This window comes from Streptomyces calvus (assembly GCF_006782915.1).
Classification (GTDB): Bacteria; Actinomycetota; Actinomycetes; order Streptomycetales; family Streptomycetaceae; genus Streptomyces; species Streptomyces calvus.
In genome coordinates this window covers 11,695-29,457 of sequence record NZ_VCNP01000045.1, presented here as the reverse complement: position 1 = coordinate 29,457, position 17,763 = coordinate 11,695, and the positions used below count along the sequence as shown (strand labels likewise).

Genomic DNA, 17,763 nt, shown 5'->3' with positions numbered 1-17,763 from the left:
CGCCATGGACCACAAGCTCTCCCCCGAACTGGAAGAACTCCGCCGCACGGTGGAGGAGTTCGCACACGACGTGGTGGCGCCGAAGATCGGCGACTTCTACGAGCGGCACGAGTTCCCGTACGAGATCGTGCGGGAGATGGGCCGCATGGGGCTGTTCGGCCTGCCGTTCCCGGAGGAGTACGGCGGCATGGGCGGCGACTACTTCGCGCTGGGCGTGGCCCTGGAGGAACTGGCCCGGGTGGACTCGTCGGTGGCCATCACCCTGGAGGCCGGTGTCTCGCTCGGCGCGATGCCGCTGCACCTGTTCGGCACCGAGGAGCAGAAGCGGCAGTGGCTGCCGCGGCTGTGCTCGGGCGAGATGCTGGGCGCGTTCGGCCTGACGGAGCCGGACGGCGGCAGCGACGCGGGCGCGACCCGTACGACGGCCCGGCTGGACGAGTCGACGAACGAGTGGGTGATCAACGGCACCAAGTGCTTCATCACCAACTCGGGCACCGACATCACGGGTCTGGTGACGGTCACGGCGGTCACCGGGCGCAAGCCGGACGGCAGGCCGCTGATCTCGGCGATCATCGTGCCGTCGGGCACGCCGGGCTTCACGGTGGCGGCGCCGTACTCGAAGGTCGGCTGGAACGCCTCGGACACACGGGAGTTGTCCTTCCAGGACGTCCGGGTGCCTGCGGCGAACCTGCTGGGCGAGCAGGGCCGCGGGTACGCGCAGTTCCTGCGGATCCTGGACGAGGGCCGCATCGCCATCGCGGCGCTGGCCACGGGTCTGGCGCAGGGCTGTGTGGACGAGTCGGTGAAGTACGCGAAGGAACGCCACGCGTTCGGCCGTCCGATCGGCGCCAACCAGGCCATCCAGTTCAAGATCGCCGACATGGAGATGAAGGCGCACACGGCCCGGCTGGCCTGGCGGGACGCGGCGAGCCGTCTGGTGGCCGGTGAGCCGTTCAAGAAGGAGGCGGCGCTGGCGAAGCTGTACTCCTCCACGGTCGCGGTGGACAACGCGCGCGAGGCCACGCAGATCCACGGCGGCTACGGCTTCATGAACGAGTACCCGGTGGCCCGGATGTGGCGCGACTCGAAGATCCTGGAGATCGGCGAGGGCACGAGCGAGGTCCAGCGCATGCTGATCGCACGGGAGTTGGGGCTGGCGGGCTGACGTCGTCCGACCCTCCGCGTGACGGCCCGCGTCGACCGCGACGCGGGCCGTCCGTCTGCGCGCGTGACGATCATCACGGCCCGGGGCGGGCATTCCGGGCGGCCGTGAGGAGATGGATACCGAACACCCCCTGGACAGATCATGAGGTTAGGCTAACCTAAGCCTGGTTTCAGCCAAGGCACGCTCCGTACGCACGAAAGCAGACCCAGCCATGTCGAACGCCCACTCCGCCCGCTTCTCCCGCCGGGGACTGCTCGCCGCCGGCGGCGCCCTCGGACTCGGCGCCGTTCTCGCCGCCTGCGGGGACGAGGACGCGAACGGCGGCGGCTCGGACGCGGCGGGGGCCGGCGCGTCCGGCCCGTGGTCCTTCAAGGACGACCGCGGCACCACCGTGAAGCTGGACAGGACCCCCGCGAACATCGTCGCGTTCACCGGCGTGGCCGCCGCGCTGTACGACTACGGCGTGCAGGTCAAGGGCGTCTTCGGGCCGACCGAGACCAAGGACGGCAAGCCCGACGTCCAGGCCGGCGACATGGACATCAGCAAGGTGACCGTCCTGGGCAACGTCTGGGACCAGTTCAACGTCGAGAAGTACGCGGCCCTCGCGCCCGACGTCCTGATCTCCACGATGTTCGACGACGCCGGCACCCTCTGGTACGTCCCCGAGGCGTCCAAGGACAAGATCGCCAAGCTGGCCCCGAGCGTCGGCATCTCCGTGTTCGACCGTCAGCTGACCGCCCCGCTGCAGCGGATGTGGGAGCTGGCCGAGTCCCTCGGCGGCGACATGAAGGCGGCCAGGGCCACCGACGCCAAGAAGCGCTTCGAGGAGGCCTCCGAGCGGCTGCGCAAGGCCGCCAAGGCCCACCCCGACATCAAGGTGATGGTCGGCTCGGCGAGCCCGGAGCTCTTCTACGTCTCCGGCACCAACCTCTCCATCGACCTGGAGTACTTCAAGGCCCTCGGCGTGAACTTCGTCGAGCCGCCGGAGAAGGCCAAGGCCGAGGGCGGCGGCTGGTTCGAGAGCCTCAGCTGGGAGAACGTCGACAAGTACCGGGCCGACGTCATCATGATGGACGACCGCTCCTCGGCCATCCAGCCCGCCGACATCACCGAGGCGACCTGGAAGAAGCTCCCCGCGGTCAAGGCCGGCCAGGTCATCGCGCGTTCCGCCGAGCCGATCCTGTCGTACGACAAGTGCGTGCCGCTGGTGGAGAACCTCGCCGAGGCCATCGAGAAGGCCAAGAAGGTCAGCTGACCCCGCCCCCCGCTCCGGAGCCGCAGCCGTGACCACCGCCGTAGCCGCCCCGTTCCGCTTCTTCTCCCTCCAGGTCAAGGCGACGAGGCGGCTCGGCCCGTCGCTGGTCCGGGTCACCTTCACGGGCCCGGACCTGCAGGCCTTCCGCTCCGACGGGCTGGACCAGTCGCTGACGCTGTTCCTGCCGCATCCGGGCCAGAGCGAGCCGGCCGTGCCGGTCCACCTCGGCGACAGCTGGTGGCAGGGCTGGCGCGAACTGCCCGACGACGTGCGGGCGGTGATGCGCTCGTACACGCTGCGGTCGCTGCGCAGGGACGCGGAGGGGGACACCACCGAGGTCGACATCGACTTCGTGCTGCACGGCATCGGGCCCGGCACCTCGCCGGAGGCGGGCCCGGCGTCCCGCTGGGCCGCCGGGGCCGCCGCGGGTGACCGGGTGCTGCTGCTCGGTCCCGCGGTCGCCGACAACCGCGCGATCCGCTTCCGCCCGCCCGAGGACACCGATCTGCTCCTGCTGTGGGCGGACGAGACCGCCCTGCCCGCGGCGGAGGCGGTCCTGGAGTCCCTGCCGCCCGGCACCCGCGCCCGGGTGTGGCTGGAGGTGCCGCAGGCCGGGGACGTCCACGACCCGGCCACCGCGGCCGACGCGGAGGTCACCTGGTTCGTCCGCGGCGGCGAGGACGACGGCGACGGGCACGTCCAGGGCTCCCCCATGGCCCTGGATAGTGTCCGCGCCGCCGAACTCCCGCCGCACGAGCGGCCGTACGTCTGGATCGCGGGCGAGTCCGGCTGTGTGAAGCAGCTGCGGCGGCACTTCGTGGGCGAGCGCGGCATCGACCGCCGGCGCGTCACCTTCGTCGGCTACTGGCGCCGCGGGATGACCGAGGAGCAGCTGCGCGAACAGGCGTGAGGCCGACGGCCGTTCGCTTTCCGCCGCTCACTCCCGGCACCGGAGTGATCACAGTCACGACCGGGACAGGACGGGACCAGAGTTACTTAGGTTAGGCTAACCTAAGTAACGCACCGCGGGCCCGCGTCCCGCACCGGACCGTCCCCACCGGAGGACCCCCACATGCGCTCGCACCTGCTCAACGACACCACCGCGGAGCAGTACCGCCGCTCCGTGACCCAAGGAGTCGAGCGGGTGGCCGCCAAACTCGCCACCACCGACCGGCCGTTCACCGGCGTCACGGTCGACGCCCTCGCCCCGCTCATCGACGCCGTCGACCTCGACCGGCCGCTCGGCGACACCACCGCCGCGCTGGACGAGCTGGAGGACGTCTACCTCCGGGACGCGATCTACTTCCACCACCCCCGCTACCTCGCCCACCTCAACTGCCCCGTCGTCATCCCGGCGGTGCTCGGCGAGGCGGTGCTCTCCGCCGTCAACTCCTCCCTGGACACCTGGGACCAGTCGGCCGGCGGCACCCTCATCGAGCGGAAACTGATCGACTGGACGACCCGGCGCATCGGACTCGGCCCGGCCGCCGACGGCGTGTTCACCTCCGGCGGCACCCAGTCCAACCTCCAGGCGCTGCTGCTCGCCCGCGAGGAGGCCAAGCCCGGGCGGGACGGACGGGCGGACCTGACGAAACTGCGCGTCTTCGCCTCCGAGGTCAGCCACTTCAGCGTGAAGAAGTCCGCGAAACTCCTCGGTCTCGGACCGGACGCCGTCGTGTCGATACCCGTCGACCACGACAAGCGGCTGCAGACCGTCGCCCTCGCCCACGAGCTGGCACGCTGCACCGAGGCGGGCCTGGTCCCGATGGCCGTCGTCGCCACCGCCGGCACCACCGACTTCGGCTCCATCGACCCGCTGCCCGAGATCGCCGAACTGTGCCAGCGCTACGGCGCGTGGATGCACGTGGACGCCGCCTACGGCTGCGGACTGCTCGCCTCGCTGAAGTACCGCGACCGCATCGACGGCATCGAGCGCGCCGACTCCGTCACCGTCGACTACCACAAGTCCTTCTTCCAGCCCGTCAGTTCCTCCGCCGTGCTGGTCCGCGACGCGGCCACGCTGCGGCACGCCACCTACCACGCGGAGTACCTCAACCCGCGCCGCATGGTCGAGGAGCGCATCCCCAACCAGGTCGACAAGTCCCTGCAGACCACCCGCCGCTTCGACGCGCTGAAGCTGTGGATGACGCTGCGCGTGATGGGCGCCGACGGCATCGGTCAGCTCTTCGACGAGGTGTGCGACCTGGCCGCCGAGGGCTGGAAGCTGCTGGCCGCCGACCCGCGCTACGACGTGGTGGTCGAGCCGAGCCTGTCCACCCTGGTCTTCCGCTACGTTCCGGCCTCCGTCACCGACCCGGCCGAGATCGACCGGGCCAACCTCTACGCCCGCAAGGCGCTGTTCGCCTCCGGTGACGCGGTCGTCGCGGGCACCAAGGTCGCCGGGCGCCACTACCTGAAGTTCACCCTGCTGAACCCCGAGACCACGACGGCCGACATCTCCGCCGTCCTCGATCTGATCGCCGGCCACGCCGAGCAGTACCTGGGAGAGTCCCTTGACCGCGCTTGCTGACACCACGGAAGAGACCTACGACTTCGTGGGCATCGGGCTCGGCCCGTTCAACCTCGGCCTCGCCTGCCTCACCGAGCCCATCGACGAACTCAGCGGCGTGTTCCTGGAGTCGAAGCCGCACTTCGAGTGGCACGCCGGGATGTTCCTCGACGGCGCCCACCTCCAGACGCCGTTCATGTCGGACCTGGTCACCCTCGCCGACCCGACGTCGCCGTACTCCTTCCTGAACTACCTGAAGCAGAAGGGCCGGCTGTACTCGTTCTACATACGCGAGAACTTCTACCCGCTGCGCGTCGAGTACGACGACTACTGCCGCTGGGCCGCCGAGCAGCTGAGCAGCATCCGCTTCGGCACGACGGTCACCGCGGTGACGTACGACGAGCGCGAGGGGCTGTACGCGGTGGCGACGGCGGCCGGTGAGACGTACCGGGCCCGGCACCTCGTGCTCGGCACCGGAACCGTCCCGTTCGTGCCCGAGCCGTGCCGCGGGCTGGACGGCGGCCTGTTCCACAACGCGCAGTACATGCACCGCAAGGCGGAGCTGCTGGAGAAGGAGTCGATCACGATCGTCGGCAGCGGGCAGAGCGCCGCCGAAATCTACTACGAACTGCTCTCGGAGATCGACGTCCACGGCTACCGGCTGAACTGGGTCACCCGCTCCCCGCGGTTCTTCCCGCTGGAGTACACCAAGCTGACCCTGGAGATGACCTCCCCGGACTACATCGACTACTTCCGCGCGCTGCCCGAGGAGACCCGCTACCGGCTGGAGAAGCAGCAGAAGGGCCTGTTCAAGGGCATCAACTCGGAGCTGATCGACGCGATCTTCGACCTGCTGTACCAGAAGAACGTCGAAAGCGGCGACCGCCCGCTGCCGACCCGGCTGCTCACCAACTCCTCCCTGACCAGCGCGCGCTACGAGGACGGCGGCTACACGCTCGGCTTCCACCAGGACGAGCAGGACAAGGACTTCGAGATCCGCACCGAGGGCCTGGTGCTGGCCACCGGCTACCACTACGAGCCGCCGGCCTTCCTCGACCCGGTCCGCGAACGGCTCCGTTTCGACGGGCACGGCCGCTTCGACGTGGGCCGCAACTACGCCATCGACGTCACCGGCCGCGGCGTCTTCCTGCAGAACGCCGGTGTCCACACGCACAGCATCACCAGCCCGGACCTGGGCATGGGGCCGTACCGGAACGCGTCCATCATCCGCGAGCTGCTCGGCACCGAGTACTACCCGGTCGAGAAGACCATCGCGTTCCAGGAGTTCGCCGTATGAGCATCGGTACCTTCACCGTCCGCCCCGTCGACCCGCTGCACGACGCCGAGCTGCTGCACCGCTGGGTCACCGACCCCAAGGCGGCCTTCTGGATGATGCAGGACGCGAGACTGCAGGACGTCGAGCGCGAGTACATGCGCATCGCCGCCCACGAGCACCACCACGCCTACCTGGGCCTGCACGACGGCGAACCGGCGTTCCTGATGGAGAAGTACGACCCCCGGTACGTCGAACTGGTCGGCCTGTACGAGCCCGAGCCCGGCGACGTCGGCATGCACTTCCTGGTCGCCCCCACCGACCGGCCGATCCACGGCTTCACCCGGGCCGTCATCACCGCCGTGATGGAGGAGCTGTTCGCCGACCCGGGCACCCGGCGGGTCGTGGTCGAGCCCGACGTGTCCAACAAGGCCGTGCACGCGCTCAACGAGGCCGTGGGCTTCGAAGCCGTCCGCGAGATCGACAAGCCGGAGAAGCGCGCGCTGCTCAGCTTCTGCACCCGCGCACAGTTCCTGGCCGCACGAGGAGTTGCCGTATGACCCTGTCCGACGCCGTGGCGCACCTGTCCCCCCACCGCTGGGCGCGGGCCAACCGCCTGCTGATCCGCAAGGCACTCGCCGAGTTCGCCCACGAGCGGCTCGTCGCACCGGAGGCCACCGGCGACGGCCGCTACGTCGTCCGCAGCGACGACGGCCGGACCCGGTACACGTTCACCGCGGCACGCCGCGCGCTCGACCACTGGCAGGTCGACGCCGACTCGATCACCCGCCACCGCGACGACGCCGAACTGCCGCTCGCCGCACTGGACTTCTTCATCGAGCTGCAGAAGTCGCTGGGGCTGAGCGAGGAGATCCTGCCGGTGTACCTGGAGGAGATCTCCTCCACCCTGTCCGGCACCTGCTACAAGCTCACCAAACCGCAGGTCACGGCCGCCGAGCTGGTCGACGCCGGTTTCCAGGCGATCGAGACCGGGATGACCGAGGGCCACCCCTGCTTCGTCGCCAACAACGGCCGTCTCGGCTTCGGCGTCCACGAGTACCTCGCCTACGCGCCGGAGACGGCGAACCCGGTGAAGCTGGTGTGGCTGGCCGCGCACCGCTCGCGGGCCGCGTTCACGGCGGGCGCGGGCATCGAGTACGAGTCGTTCGTCCGGCAGGAGCTGGGCGCGGAGACCGTCGAGCGGTTCCACGGCGTCCTGCGCGAGCAGGACCTCGACCCCGCCGACTACTTGCTGATCCCCGTCCACCCCTGGCAGTGGTGGAACAAGCTGTCCGTCACCTTCGCCGCCGAGGTCGCCCGCCGGCACCTGGTCTGCCTCGGCGAGGGCGACGACGAGTACCTGGCGCAGCAGTCCATCCGCACCTTCTTCAACCGGTCCCACCCGGAGAAGCACTACGTGAAGACGGCCCTGTCCGTCCTCAACATGGGCTTCATGCGGGGCCTGTCGGCCGCCTACATGGAGGCCACCCCGGCGATCAACGACTGGCTGGCGCAGCTCGTCGCCGGCGACCCGGTGCTGCGGTCCACGGGGCTGTCGATCATCCGGGAGCGGGCGGCGGTCGGCTACCGGCACCTGGAGTACGAGCAGGCCACGGACCGCTACTCGCCGTACCGCAAGATGCTGGCCGCGCTGTGGCGGGAGAGCCCGGTGCCGTCCCTGGAGGACGGCGAGTCCCTGGCCACCATGGCGTCCCTGGTCCACGTCGACCACGAGGGCAGGTCCTTCGCGGGCGCGCTGATCGAGCGTTCGGGCCTCGCCCCGGCCGACTGGCTGCGGCACTACCTGCGCGCCTACTACGTCCCGCTGCTGCACAGCTTCTACGCCTACGACCTGGTGTACATGCCGCACGGCGAGAACGTGATCCTCGTGCTGGAGGACGGCGTGGTGCGGCGGGCGGTCTACAAGGACATCGCCGAGGAGATCGCGGTGATGGACCCGGACGCGGTGCTGCCGCCGGAGGTGGCCCGCATCCGCGTGGAGGTCCCCGAGGACAAGAAGCTGCTGTCGATCTTCACGGACGTCTTCGACTGCTTCTTCCGCTTCCTCGCCGCCAACCTGGCCGAGGAGGGCGTCCTCGACGAGGACGGCTTCTGGCGCACGGTCGCGGAGGTCACCCGCGAGTACCAGGCGTCGGTGCCCGAACTCGCCGACCGGTTCGACCGGTACGACATGTTCGCGCCGGAGTTCGCGCTGTCCTGCCTCAACCGGCTCCAGCTGCGCGACAACCGGCAGATGGTCGACCTCGCCGACCCGTCCGGCGCGCTCCAGCTGGTCGGCACGCTGAAGAACCCCCTCGCGGCGTTCTGACCCGAGAACGGGCGGGCACCCCGGAGTACGGTCCTCCGGGGTGCCCGCCGGCGTTTTCCGTTCCTGCGTTCCTGTGTGCTCCTGCTACTCCTGTGCCGGCCAGGGCACCTGCGGCGACCTGTAGTAGCCGATGCCGAGCGCGTCCCAGCGCGGTGCCTGCGCGGCGAGCCGCTGCCGGTAGTCCTCCCAGTCGTGCGTGGCCGCGGGCGACCAGCCGAGCTCGGCGGCCCCGGGCAGCCTCGGGAAGGCCATGTACTCCAGGTGGCCGGAGTTCTCCAGGGTCTCCGTCCACAGCGGCGCCTCGATGCCGCGCACCGCGGACTCGGGCACGCCCGGCAGATAGGCGCCCGGGTCCCAGTCGTAGGACCGCTGCACCTCGACATGGCCGGCCCACGCCAGGCCCAGCGGGGTGTTCTTGTCGTACTTCATGTCGAGGTAGATGCGGTCGGCCGGGGACAGGACGAGCCCGGTGCCGTTGCGGGCGGCCTCGGCGACCTGCTCCTTCTCCGCGTCGCTGGTGCGGTCCAGGCCCCAGTACTGGGCGAGGGCCCCCTTGGCCGGGGTGGCGCCGGTCAGCTGGTGCCAGCCGATGACCGTCTTGCCGTACTCGGCGACGATCGGCTGCACCCGCTCCATGAACTTCACGTAGTCCTCGTGCGAGGTGGAGTGCGCCTCGTCGCCGCCGATGTGGAACCAGCGGCCGGGAGTGATCTCCGCCAGCTCGCGCACCACGTCGTCGACGAAGTCGTACGTGATCTCCTTGCCGACGCACAGCGAGCTGAAGCCGACCTCGGTGCCGGTGTAGAGCGGCGGCGCGACGCCGTCGCAGTTGAGGTCGGCGTAGGAGGCGAGGGCCGCGTTGGTGTGGCCCGGCATGTCGATCTCCGGGACGACCTCCAGGTGGCGGGAGGCGGCGTAGCGGACGATCTCCTTGTAGTCGGCCTTGGTGTAGTGGCCGCCGGGACCGCCGCCGACCTCGGTGGAGCCGCCGTACGCGGCCAGCCGGGGCCAGGAGTCGACGGCGATGCGCCAGCCCTGGTCGTCGCTGAGGTGCAGGTGGAGCTTGTTGAGCTTGTACAGGGCGATCTGGTCGATGTAGCGCTTGACCTCGTCGACGGAGAAGAAGTGCCGGGACACGTCGAGCATGGCGCCGCGCCAGCCGTAGCGCGGGGAGTCCTCGATGGTGCCGCCGGCCACCAGCCAGGGGCCGGGCTGCACGGTGTCCTTCTCGACGGCCGCCGGGAGCAGTTGGCGCAGGGTCTGCACACCGTGGAAGAGCCCGGCGGGCTTCGCGGCGGTGAGGGTGACGCCCGAGCGGCCGCTGTCGAGGCGGTAGCCCTCCGCTCCGTAGGGGCCGTCGGCGAGGCGGAGGCGGATGCCGCCGCGGCCGTCCTCGGTGACCGGCAGGGGGTGGCCGGTGGAGGGCCGCAGCACCTCGGCGAGGTACTCGCCGACGCGACGGGCCTCGCGCGAGCCGTCGACCCGGATCCGGGTGTCCTCGGTGATGCGGTACGGGGATCCGCCCGGGTCGACCGAGGCGGGGGCCGGGATCACCCGGTCCAGCGGGACGGGGGCGGCGGCCGCGCCCGGGGCGGCGCTCGCTCCCAGGGTGAAGGCCCCGGCCGCCGTCACCAGCAGCAGGGACCCGAGCAGCCGGGCGGTGCGGGGAGTCGTTCGGTGGTGCCGTCGTTGCCGTCTCACACGCGCTCCCTTTCTCAACTCCTTGGCTCCGCGGGGGAAGCCGGATGGGTATGGACCACTCTCCCGCAGATCCGGTGAATCAATCACCCCGCGGAACGAATCATCCAGAAGGACGGCACATGGACCGCCGATGGTGAGGCTTCCGTGCCCGGCGCCCGAACAGGAACGAAACCACCCCCACCCTCGGTCCTCTGCCCGAAATCGGGCACGTTTCTTGCGAAACCGTCGCCGGTACCCCAGGATCATCGGGTGCACGACGAACTTGTTGATCATCTGACGCGGTCCACGCCCCTCAGCCGGGGCGAGGCGCTGCGCGTGATCCAGGACGTGCTCGCCTACTTCGACGAGACGACCGAGGAGTACGTCCGTCGCCGCCACCGCGAACTCCAGGCCCAGGGCCTGGTGAACGCGACGATCTTCGAACGGATCGCGGCGGACCTGAGATACCGCGCGGTCGCCCCGCCCGAGCTCTCGCTCCGGCAACTGCGGCGCATCGTCTACGGATAATCACCTACGGCTAGGAACCAACCCATATGTGCGGAATCGTCGGATACATCGGCAGGCGCGAGGTCGCTCCCCTGCTGCTCGAGGGCCTGCAGCGCCTGGAGTACCGCGGCTACGACTCGGCGGGCATCGCCGTCACGTCGCCGAAGACCTCCGGCCTGAAGATGGTCAAGGCCAAGGGCCGGGTGCGTGACCTGGAGGCCAAGGTCCCGGCGCGCTTCAAGGGCACCACCGGCATCGCCCACACCCGCTGGGCCACCCACGGCGCCCCGTCCGACGTGAACGCCCACCCGCACCTGGACGCCGAGGGCAAGGTCGCCGTCGTCCACAACGGCATCATCGACAACGCCTCCGACCTGCGCCGCAAGCTGGAGGCGGACGGGGTGGTGTTCCTCTCCGAGACGGACACCGAGGTCCTCACCCACCTCATCGCCCGCTCCCGGGCCGAGAAGCTGGAGGACAAGGTCCGCGAGACCGTGCGCCTCATCGAGGGCACCTACGGCATCGCCGTCCTGCACGCCGACTTCCCGGACCGCATCGTGGTGGCCCGCAACGGCTCGCCGGTCGTCCTCGGCATCGGCGAGAAGGAGATGTTCGTCGCCTCCGACATAGCGGCGCTGGTCGCCCACACGCGGCAGATCGTCACCCTCGACGACGGCGAGATGGCCACCCTCAAGGCCGACGACTTCCGCACCTACACCACCGAGGGCACCCGGACGACCGCCGAGCCGACCACCGTGGAGTGGGAGGCGGCCTCCTACGACATGGGCGGCCACGACACCTACATGCACAAGGAGATCCACGAGCAGGCGGAGGCCGTGGACCGCGTGCTGCGCGGCCGGATCGACGACCGCTTCTCCACCGTGCACCTGGGCGGCCTCAACCTGGACGCCCGCGAGGCGCGCCGGATCCGCCGTGTGAAGATCCTCGGCTGCGGCACCTCGTACCACGCCGGCATGATCGGCGCGCAGATGATCGAGGAGCTGGCCCGCATCCCCGCCGACGCCGAGCCGGCCTCCGAGTTCCGCTACCGCAACGCGGTCGTGGACCCCGACACCCTGTACATCGCCGTCTCCCAGTCCGGTGAGACGTACGACGTGCTGGCGGCCGTGCAGGAGCTGAAGCGCAAGGGCGCTCGCGTCCTCGGCGTGGTGAACGTCGTCGGCTCCGCGATCGCCCGCGAGGCGGACGGCGGCGTCTACGTGCACGCCGGGCCCGAGGTGTGCGTGGTGTCCACCAAGTGCTTCACCAACACCTGCGTCGCCTTCGCCCTGCTCGCCCTGCACCTGGGCCGCACGCGTGACCTGTCGGTGCGCGACGGCAAGCGGATCATCGAGGGCCTGCGCCGGCTCCCGGACCAGATCGCCGAGATCATGGAGCAGGAGGAGGAGATCCGGAAGCTGGCCCTGGAGTACGCCGAGGCCCGCTCGATGCTCTTCATCGGCCGTGTACGGGGCTACCCGGTGGCCCGCGAGGCCTCCCTGAAGCTGAAGGAGGTCTCCTACATCCACGCGGAGGCCTACCCGGCGTCCGAGCTCAAGCACGGCCCGCTGGCCCTGATCGAGCCGGCCATGCCCACGGTCGCCATCGTCCCGGACGACGACCTGCTGGAGAAGAACCGCGCGGCCATGGAGGAGATCAAGGCCCGCAGCGGCCGGATCGTGGCCGTCGCCCACCAGGAGCAGGAGAAGGCCGACCACACCGTGGTCGTCCCGAAGAACGAGGACGAGCTGGACCCGATCCTCATGGGCATCCCACTGCAACTCCTCGCCTACCACACGGCGTTGGCCCTGGGCCGGGACATCGACAAGCCCCGCAACCTCGCCAAGTCGGTGACGGTCGAGTAGACCGCCCAGGGGCGCGGGGAACTGCGCGAGAGACCGCAGAACCCCCGCACAGGCCGACGGAAACAGAACGGGCCCCGTGCGTTGCCACGCAACGCACGGGGCCCGTCCTCGACTTACGGAATGACAACGACCGGCCGCTGCGCCCGCTTGGCCAGCCGCCCGGCAACAGAACCGAAGATCCGCCCCACGAGACCGTGGGTGGAACCCACGACGATCGCATCGGCCTCGTACTCCCGCCCCACCTCTTCGAGTTCGTGGCAGATGTCACCGCCGCGCTCGACGAGGATCCACGGCACCTCGGCCAGATAGTCCGCACAGGCCAGTTCGAGGCCGAGCACCTCGGTGCGGTGGTCCGGGACGTCCACGAAGACCGGTGGCTCGCAGCCCGCCCACACGGTGGTGGGCAGCCGGTTGGCGACATGGACGATGATCAGGCCCGAGCCGAGGCGGCGCGCCATGCCGATGGCGTACGCGAGGGCCCGTTCACTGGAGGTGGAGCCGTCGAAGCCGACGACGACACCATGCCGGAAGGCGGGGTCGCAGGCGTGGCGTGGCTCCTCCGCCGCCAGGGGTTCGGCTGCCGTGGGATCGGCGACCGACCGCTTGCGGTCCGCGGGTTCGAAGAATTCGTGACCGGCCATGGCTGTCTCGGGGTGGTGATCCTTTGAACGGTGGACGACAGTGTGCGGCGGAGCTGTGTCCGGGAATGGTCTTCCCAACCCCATACCCCCAAGGGTACGGCGGCACGCCTCCTCTGCCCAGATCCCGCACCTGTCGGCTGGCGGGTTCCCCGGAGCATGCACGAGGGTCTGCCCGTCACGCAATGGTTGCTGCCTTGTACAGGCGGTTTGCCCGGGATTCACGTCGCCGGGAGAGTGACCCCCACCGGGGCGTCCGCCCTGCACCCGCGGTACCGGCGGCCCGGTCGCGCGTCGAGTTCCGTGAGCCACGCCACAGGCGGCGCCCGACAGCCGGACCCGGTGCCGCACCGGCGGGAGCGCACGGCCGGGGCGCGCCCGGGCCCGGCGTGCGACCCGGTCCGCCGGGCGGGCGCGGAGCCCTTGCGGGGCCGGCGCCGGCACGCCGGACACCCAGGCGCGACGCGACTCCCGGCGCGACGGCGACGCGACTCCCGGCACGGCGCCGACGGGCTTCCCGGCACGCCGGCGGAGGGACTCCTGGCACGGTGGTGACGGACTTGCGGCACGATGGCGGGGATACACCGGTCGGTTGACCGGTTTCCATGCCCGCGGCCGAATCTTTTCAGCCAACTTCCGGTTCCCGTGCATTCGGGGTTCCACCCACCCCTCAACCCCCGTTCGACCTGCACGGAAAGGGCCTGGGGCGCCCTGCGCACCCTACGGGGATTGGCCACTGCGACAAGGCGCACTTCCCTGCACGCCCCACGAGTGCAACCCTTCGTGATCGAATGCTTCACGCCAAGTTGCCAAGTCGACAATGTGCCGGGTGCCGAACTGGCCACCGGTGCTCGACGGGACACAGTAGATTCGATCTTGACTGTCTTACGGCGGGGGACTCGTGCAGGACCGAGGGGAAACGTGCAGGAGCGACACAACCGAGGAGCCGCGACCACCGAGGGGGGCTTAGCAGTATGAGCCACGACTCCACTGCCGCGCCGGAAACCGCGGCCCGGAAACTCTCCGGGCGACGCCGCAAGGAGATCGTCGCGGTGCTGCTGTTCAGCGGCGGTCCCATCTTCGAGAGTTCCATTCCGCTGTCGGTGTTCGGGGTTGACCGCCAGGACGCCGGCGTCCCGCGCTACCGCCTGCTGGTGTGCGGTGGCGAGGAGGGTCCGCTGCGGACCACAGGCGGCCTGGAACTCACCGCGCCACATGGCCTGGAGGCGATATCCCGGGCGGGCACCGTCGTGGTGCCGGCCTGGCGGTCGATCACCTCGCCGCCGCCCGAGGAGGCGCTGGAGGCGCTGCGCCGGGCCCACGAGGAGGGCGCCCGCATCGTCGGGCTGTGCACCGGCGCCTTCGTCCTCGCGGCGGCCGGGCTGCTGGACGGCCGGCCGGCGACCACCCACTGGATGTACGCGCCGACGCTCGCCAAGCGCTATCCGTCGGTGCACGTCGACCCGCGCGAACTCTTCGTGGACGACGGGGACGTGCTGACGTCGGCGGGTACGGCGGCCGGAATCGATCTGTGCCTGCACATCGTGCGCACCGATCACGGCAACGAGGCGGCGGGCGCGCTGGCCCGGCGGCTGGTCGTCCCGCCGCGCCGGTCCGGCGGTCAGGAACGCTACCTCGACAGGTCTTTACCGGAGGAGATCGGCGCCGACCCGCTCGCCGAGGTCGTCGCCTGGGCGCTGGAGCACCTCCACGAACAGTTCGACGTGGAGACGCTGGCGGCCCGCGCGTACATGAGCCGTCGTACGTTCGACCGCCGCTTCCGCTCGCTCACCGGCAGCGCACCGCTGCAGTGGCTGATCACACAGCGGGTGCTGCAGGCGCAGCGCCTGCTGGAGACGTCGGACTACTCGGTGGACGAGGTCGCCGGCCGCTGCGGGTTCCGCTCGCCGGTCGCGCTGCGCGGCCACTTCCGGCGCCAGCTGGGATCGTCCCCGGCCGCCTACCGGGCCGCGTACCGCGCACGGCGCCCGCAGTCCGACCGGAGCCAGGACACCGAGGCCGCCCCGAGCACACCCGGGACCCTTCCGCCCGGCCCGCCGACGGGCCACGCGGGACACCCGGTCCCGGCGTCCCTGCACCCGGACAGCCCGCTGCCGCACCAGGCCCGCCGCACCCCGGCGGCCAGCGCCCTGGGCCCGTCCCTGACGGCCTCGGGCGTCCCGGGCCAGCGCAGCGCGCCGTGACGTGACGTGACGTGACGGCCGAGAGGGCCGGAGACCACCGTCTCCGGCCCTCTCGCGCATTCCGGGTCCGCAGCGGGAGCCCGCACGGCGGCGGCTCCCGGGTACGCCCGCACCGGGCACCCCGTGCCACAACAAGCCACCGGGCCCGGCGCGGCGCCCCGCGCCGTAAGGTTAGGCACATGAACGATCGCATGGTGTGGATCGACTGCGAGATGACCGGCCTCTCGCTGTCGGACGACGCGCTCATCGAAGTGGCCGCCCTCGTCACCGACTCCGAACTGAACGTGCTCGGGGACGGCGTGGACATCGTCATCCGCCCGCCGGAGCAGGCGCTGGAGACGATGCCGGAGGTGGTGCGCGAGATGCACACCGCGTCCGGGCTGCTCGCCGAACTGGAGAACGGCACGACGCTCCGGGACGCCGAGGAACGCGTCCTCGCGTACGTACGTGAGCACGTCAAGGAGCCCGGGAAGGCGCCGCTGTGCGGCAACTCCGTCGGCACCGACCGCGGCTTCCTGCTGCGGGACATGCCGGCCCTGGAGAACTTCCTGCACTACCGCATCGTCGACGTGTCCAGCATCAAGGAGCTGGCCCGCCGCTGGTACCCGAGGGCGTACTTCAACAGCCCCGAGAAGAACGGCAACCACCGCGCGCTCGCCGACATCCGCGAGTCCATCGCGGAACTGCGCTACTACCGCGAGGCCGTCTTCGTACCGCAGCCGGGCCCCGACTCGGACACCGCGAAGAAGATCGCCGCCAAGCACGTCCTGCCCGGTCAGTAGGGGCGCGAAGGGGTCGCCGGGGGGCGCCGCGAAAAGCCGTGCGCGAGCACCCCTGCGGACCCTGTACACTTTTTCTCGGCCGGTCGGGGAAGTCACTGATCTCAACCGACAGGGTCATGGTGGGTGTAGCTCAGCTGGTAGAGCACCTGGTTGTGGTCCAGGATGCCGCGGGTTCGAGTCCCGTCACTCACCCTCAGTAGTCAGCCGGTGACCTTGCATCAAGGTCACCGGCTGAACTCGTTCCCGGGCACATCCACGTACGGCCTCACACCCGGCCGAGGAAACCTCCGGGCGCCCGCGCCCGACCGAGGAAGCCCACGCACGGCCGAGCGGTCCGCCCGCCGAGGCCCGTGGGCCCGCGCACCGCCGGGGCGGCGCGCCCGCCGTCACGACGAGGCGCGCTCCACCAGCTCCGTCGCCAGCACCATCCGGCGCGGCGGCTCCAGCTCGCGGGACACCGCCGGACGCCGGTCCGCGACCTCGGCCAGCAGCAGGTCGATCATCGCCCGGCCCATCTCCTCGATCGGCTGGCGCACACTCGTCAACGGCGGATCCAGGTGCCGGGCGATCGCCGAGTCGTCGTAACCGACCAGCGCCACGTCGTCCGGGATGCGGCGGCCCGCCTCGCGCAGGACGTGCCGGGCACCGGCCGCCGTGACGTCCGACGCCGCGAAGACCGCGTCCAGGTCCGGGCGGCGCGCCAGCAGCGCCTCCATCGCCCGCCGGCCGCCGTCCTCGGAGAAGTCGCCCGGTTCCACCAGCAGTTCGTCCACCGCGTGCCCCGCCTCGCGCAGGGCGTCCCGGTAGCCGTCGATGCGCCGCTGGGCGCCGTACACGTCGAGACGGCCGGTGATGTGGGCGATCGTGCGCCGGCCCCGGCCGAGCAGGTGCTCCACGGCCTGACGGGCGCCGCCGTAGTTGTCCGAGTCCACCGAGGTGAGCGTCTCCGCCGCCGAGCGGGGACCGCTGATCACCGCGGGGATCTCCAGCTGGGCCAGCATGTCCGGCAGCGGATCGTCGGCGTGCACCGAGACCAGCAGCACCCCGTCCACCCGGTGCGCGGCCAGGTACTGGGCCAGCCGCTGCCGCTCCCGGTCACTGCCCGCGAAGATCAGCAGCAGCTGCATCTCCGTGTCGGACAGCGCGGCACCGACACCCCGCAGCATGTCGGAGAAGTACGGCTCGGCGAAGAAACGTGTCTCCGGCTCCGGCACCACCAGGGCGATCGCGTCCGTGCGGTTGGCGGCCAGGGCGCGGGCGGCCGTGTTCGGCACGTAACCCAGCTCGGCGACCGCCGCCTCCACGGCGGCGCGGGTCGCGTCACTCACCCGGGGCGAGCCGTTGATCACCCGGGAGACCGTGCCACGGCCCACCCCGGCGCGCGCCGCCACCTCTTCGAGGGTGGGCCGACCGCCGCTCCGGCCTCGCGCTCCGTGGCTTGCCATCGGCCCCGCCTTCCTTCGTATGTCACGCTGGCCTGGAATGTAACAGCCTCGCGAGCTGCGGTGACCACCGCCGGGAGCGCGGCTCGTGGACCGAGGGCTTCCGCAGAGGTG

14 protein-coding genes and 1 tRNA gene are annotated in these 17,763 nt (G+C 70.7%); 12 read left to right on the top strand and 3 right to left on the bottom strand.

Features of this window, described 5'->3' with window-relative positions:
• The first annotated feature begins 4 nt into the window (after window positions 1-4).
• From FGW31_RS22085 to FGW31_RS22055, 7 genes are all read left to right on the top strand, one after another.
• The gene (locus tag FGW31_RS22085) at window positions 5-1,165 is read left to right on the top strand and encodes an acyl-CoA dehydrogenase family protein (RefSeq protein WP_142195210.1); all 1,161 of its coding nucleotides are present in this window, start codon (window positions 5-7) and stop codon (window positions 1,163-1,165) included.
• A gap of 211 nt (window positions 1,166-1,376) precedes the next feature.
• Window positions 1,377-2,420, top strand: a complete 1,044-nt coding sequence (locus tag FGW31_RS22080) for an ABC transporter substrate-binding protein (protein WP_142195209.1) — start codon at window positions 1,377-1,379, stop codon at window positions 2,418-2,420.
• A gap of 28 nt (window positions 2,421-2,448) precedes the next feature.
• Window positions 2,449-3,330 carry a siderophore-interacting protein gene (locus FGW31_RS22075; RefSeq protein ID WP_142195208.1) on the top strand — a complete coding sequence of 294 codons (882 nt, stop codon included), beginning with the start codon at window positions 2,449-2,451 and terminating at the stop codon, window positions 3,328-3,330.
• Window positions 3,331-3,492: 162 nt separating this feature from the next.
• Window positions 3,493-4,950, top strand: a complete 1,458-nt coding sequence (gene desA / locus FGW31_RS22070) for a lysine decarboxylase DesA (RefSeq protein WP_142195207.1) — start codon at window positions 3,493-3,495, stop codon at window positions 4,948-4,950.
• Entirely contained in the window at window positions 4,934-6,226 is a 1,293-nt protein-coding gene (locus FGW31_RS22065; RefSeq protein WP_142195206.1) for a lysine N(6)-hydroxylase/L-ornithine N(5)-oxygenase family protein, read from the top strand. Before desA ends, FGW31_RS22065 begins: the two co-directional genes overlap by 17 nt.
• On the top strand, window positions 6,223-6,762 hold the full coding sequence (locus tag FGW31_RS22060; protein WP_142195205.1) for a GNAT family N-acetyltransferase: 540 nt from the start codon (window positions 6,223-6,225) through the stop codon (window positions 6,760-6,762). Before FGW31_RS22065 ends, FGW31_RS22060 begins: the two co-directional genes overlap by 4 nt.
• Entirely contained in the window at window positions 6,759-8,531 is a 1,773-nt protein-coding gene (locus tag FGW31_RS22055) for an IucA/IucC family protein (protein ID WP_142195204.1), read from the top strand. The genes FGW31_RS22060 and FGW31_RS22055 overlap by 4 nt, the downstream gene beginning before the upstream one ends.
• A gap of 84 nt (window positions 8,532-8,615) precedes the next feature.
• On the opposite strand, the gene FGW31_RS22050 is transcribed toward FGW31_RS22055, so the two are convergent.
• Window positions 8,616-10,232 carry a beta-N-acetylhexosaminidase gene (locus tag FGW31_RS22050; RefSeq protein WP_142195203.1) on the bottom strand — a complete coding sequence of 539 codons (1,617 nt, stop codon included), beginning with the start codon at window positions 10,230-10,232 and terminating at the stop codon, window positions 8,616-8,618.
• Between the two features lie 249 nt (window positions 10,233-10,481).
• On the opposite strand from FGW31_RS22050, the gene FGW31_RS22045 reads away from it, so the two are divergent.
• Entirely contained in the window at window positions 10,482-10,739 is a 258-nt protein-coding gene (locus tag FGW31_RS22045; protein WP_142195202.1) for a hypothetical protein, read from the top strand.
• A gap of 26 nt (window positions 10,740-10,765) precedes the next feature.
• Window positions 10,766-12,583 (top strand): glutamine--fructose-6-phosphate transaminase (isomerizing), encoded by a 1,818-nt coding sequence (glmS, locus tag FGW31_RS22040; protein ID WP_142195201.1) that lies wholly within the window; start codon window positions 10,766-10,768, stop codon window positions 12,581-12,583.
• 113 nt (window positions 12,584-12,696) lie between these two features.
• Here the strand turns inward: glmS and FGW31_RS22035 are convergent, their stop codons facing one another.
• Window positions 12,697-13,224: a universal stress protein gene (locus FGW31_RS22035; protein WP_142195200.1), complete on the bottom strand. Its 528-nt coding sequence runs from the start codon at window positions 13,222-13,224 to the stop codon at window positions 12,697-12,699.
• 971 nt (window positions 13,225-14,195) lie between these two features.
• On the opposite strand from FGW31_RS22035, the gene FGW31_RS22030 reads away from it, so the two are divergent.
• From FGW31_RS22030 to FGW31_RS22020, 3 genes are all read left to right on the top strand, one after another.
• Window positions 14,196-15,425 carry a helix-turn-helix domain-containing protein gene (locus FGW31_RS22030; protein WP_142195199.1) on the top strand — a complete coding sequence of 410 codons (1,230 nt, stop codon included), beginning with the start codon at window positions 14,196-14,198 and terminating at the stop codon, window positions 15,423-15,425.
• A gap of 179 nt (window positions 15,426-15,604) precedes the next feature.
• Window positions 15,605-16,207, top strand: a complete 603-nt coding sequence (gene orn / locus FGW31_RS22025) for an oligoribonuclease (protein WP_142195198.1) — start codon at window positions 15,605-15,607, stop codon at window positions 16,205-16,207.
• A 119-nt stretch (window positions 16,208-16,326) separates the two neighbouring features.
• Window positions 16,327-16,399: transfer RNA gene (locus tag FGW31_RS22020), tRNA-His, on the top strand.
• 194 nt (window positions 16,400-16,593) lie between these two features.
• Here the strand turns inward: FGW31_RS22020 and FGW31_RS22015 are convergent.
• Entirely contained in the window at window positions 16,594-17,652 is a 1,059-nt protein-coding gene (locus tag FGW31_RS22015; RefSeq protein ID WP_142195197.1) for a LacI family DNA-binding transcriptional regulator, read from the bottom strand.
• Between the last annotated feature and the right edge of the window lie 111 nt (window positions 17,653-17,763).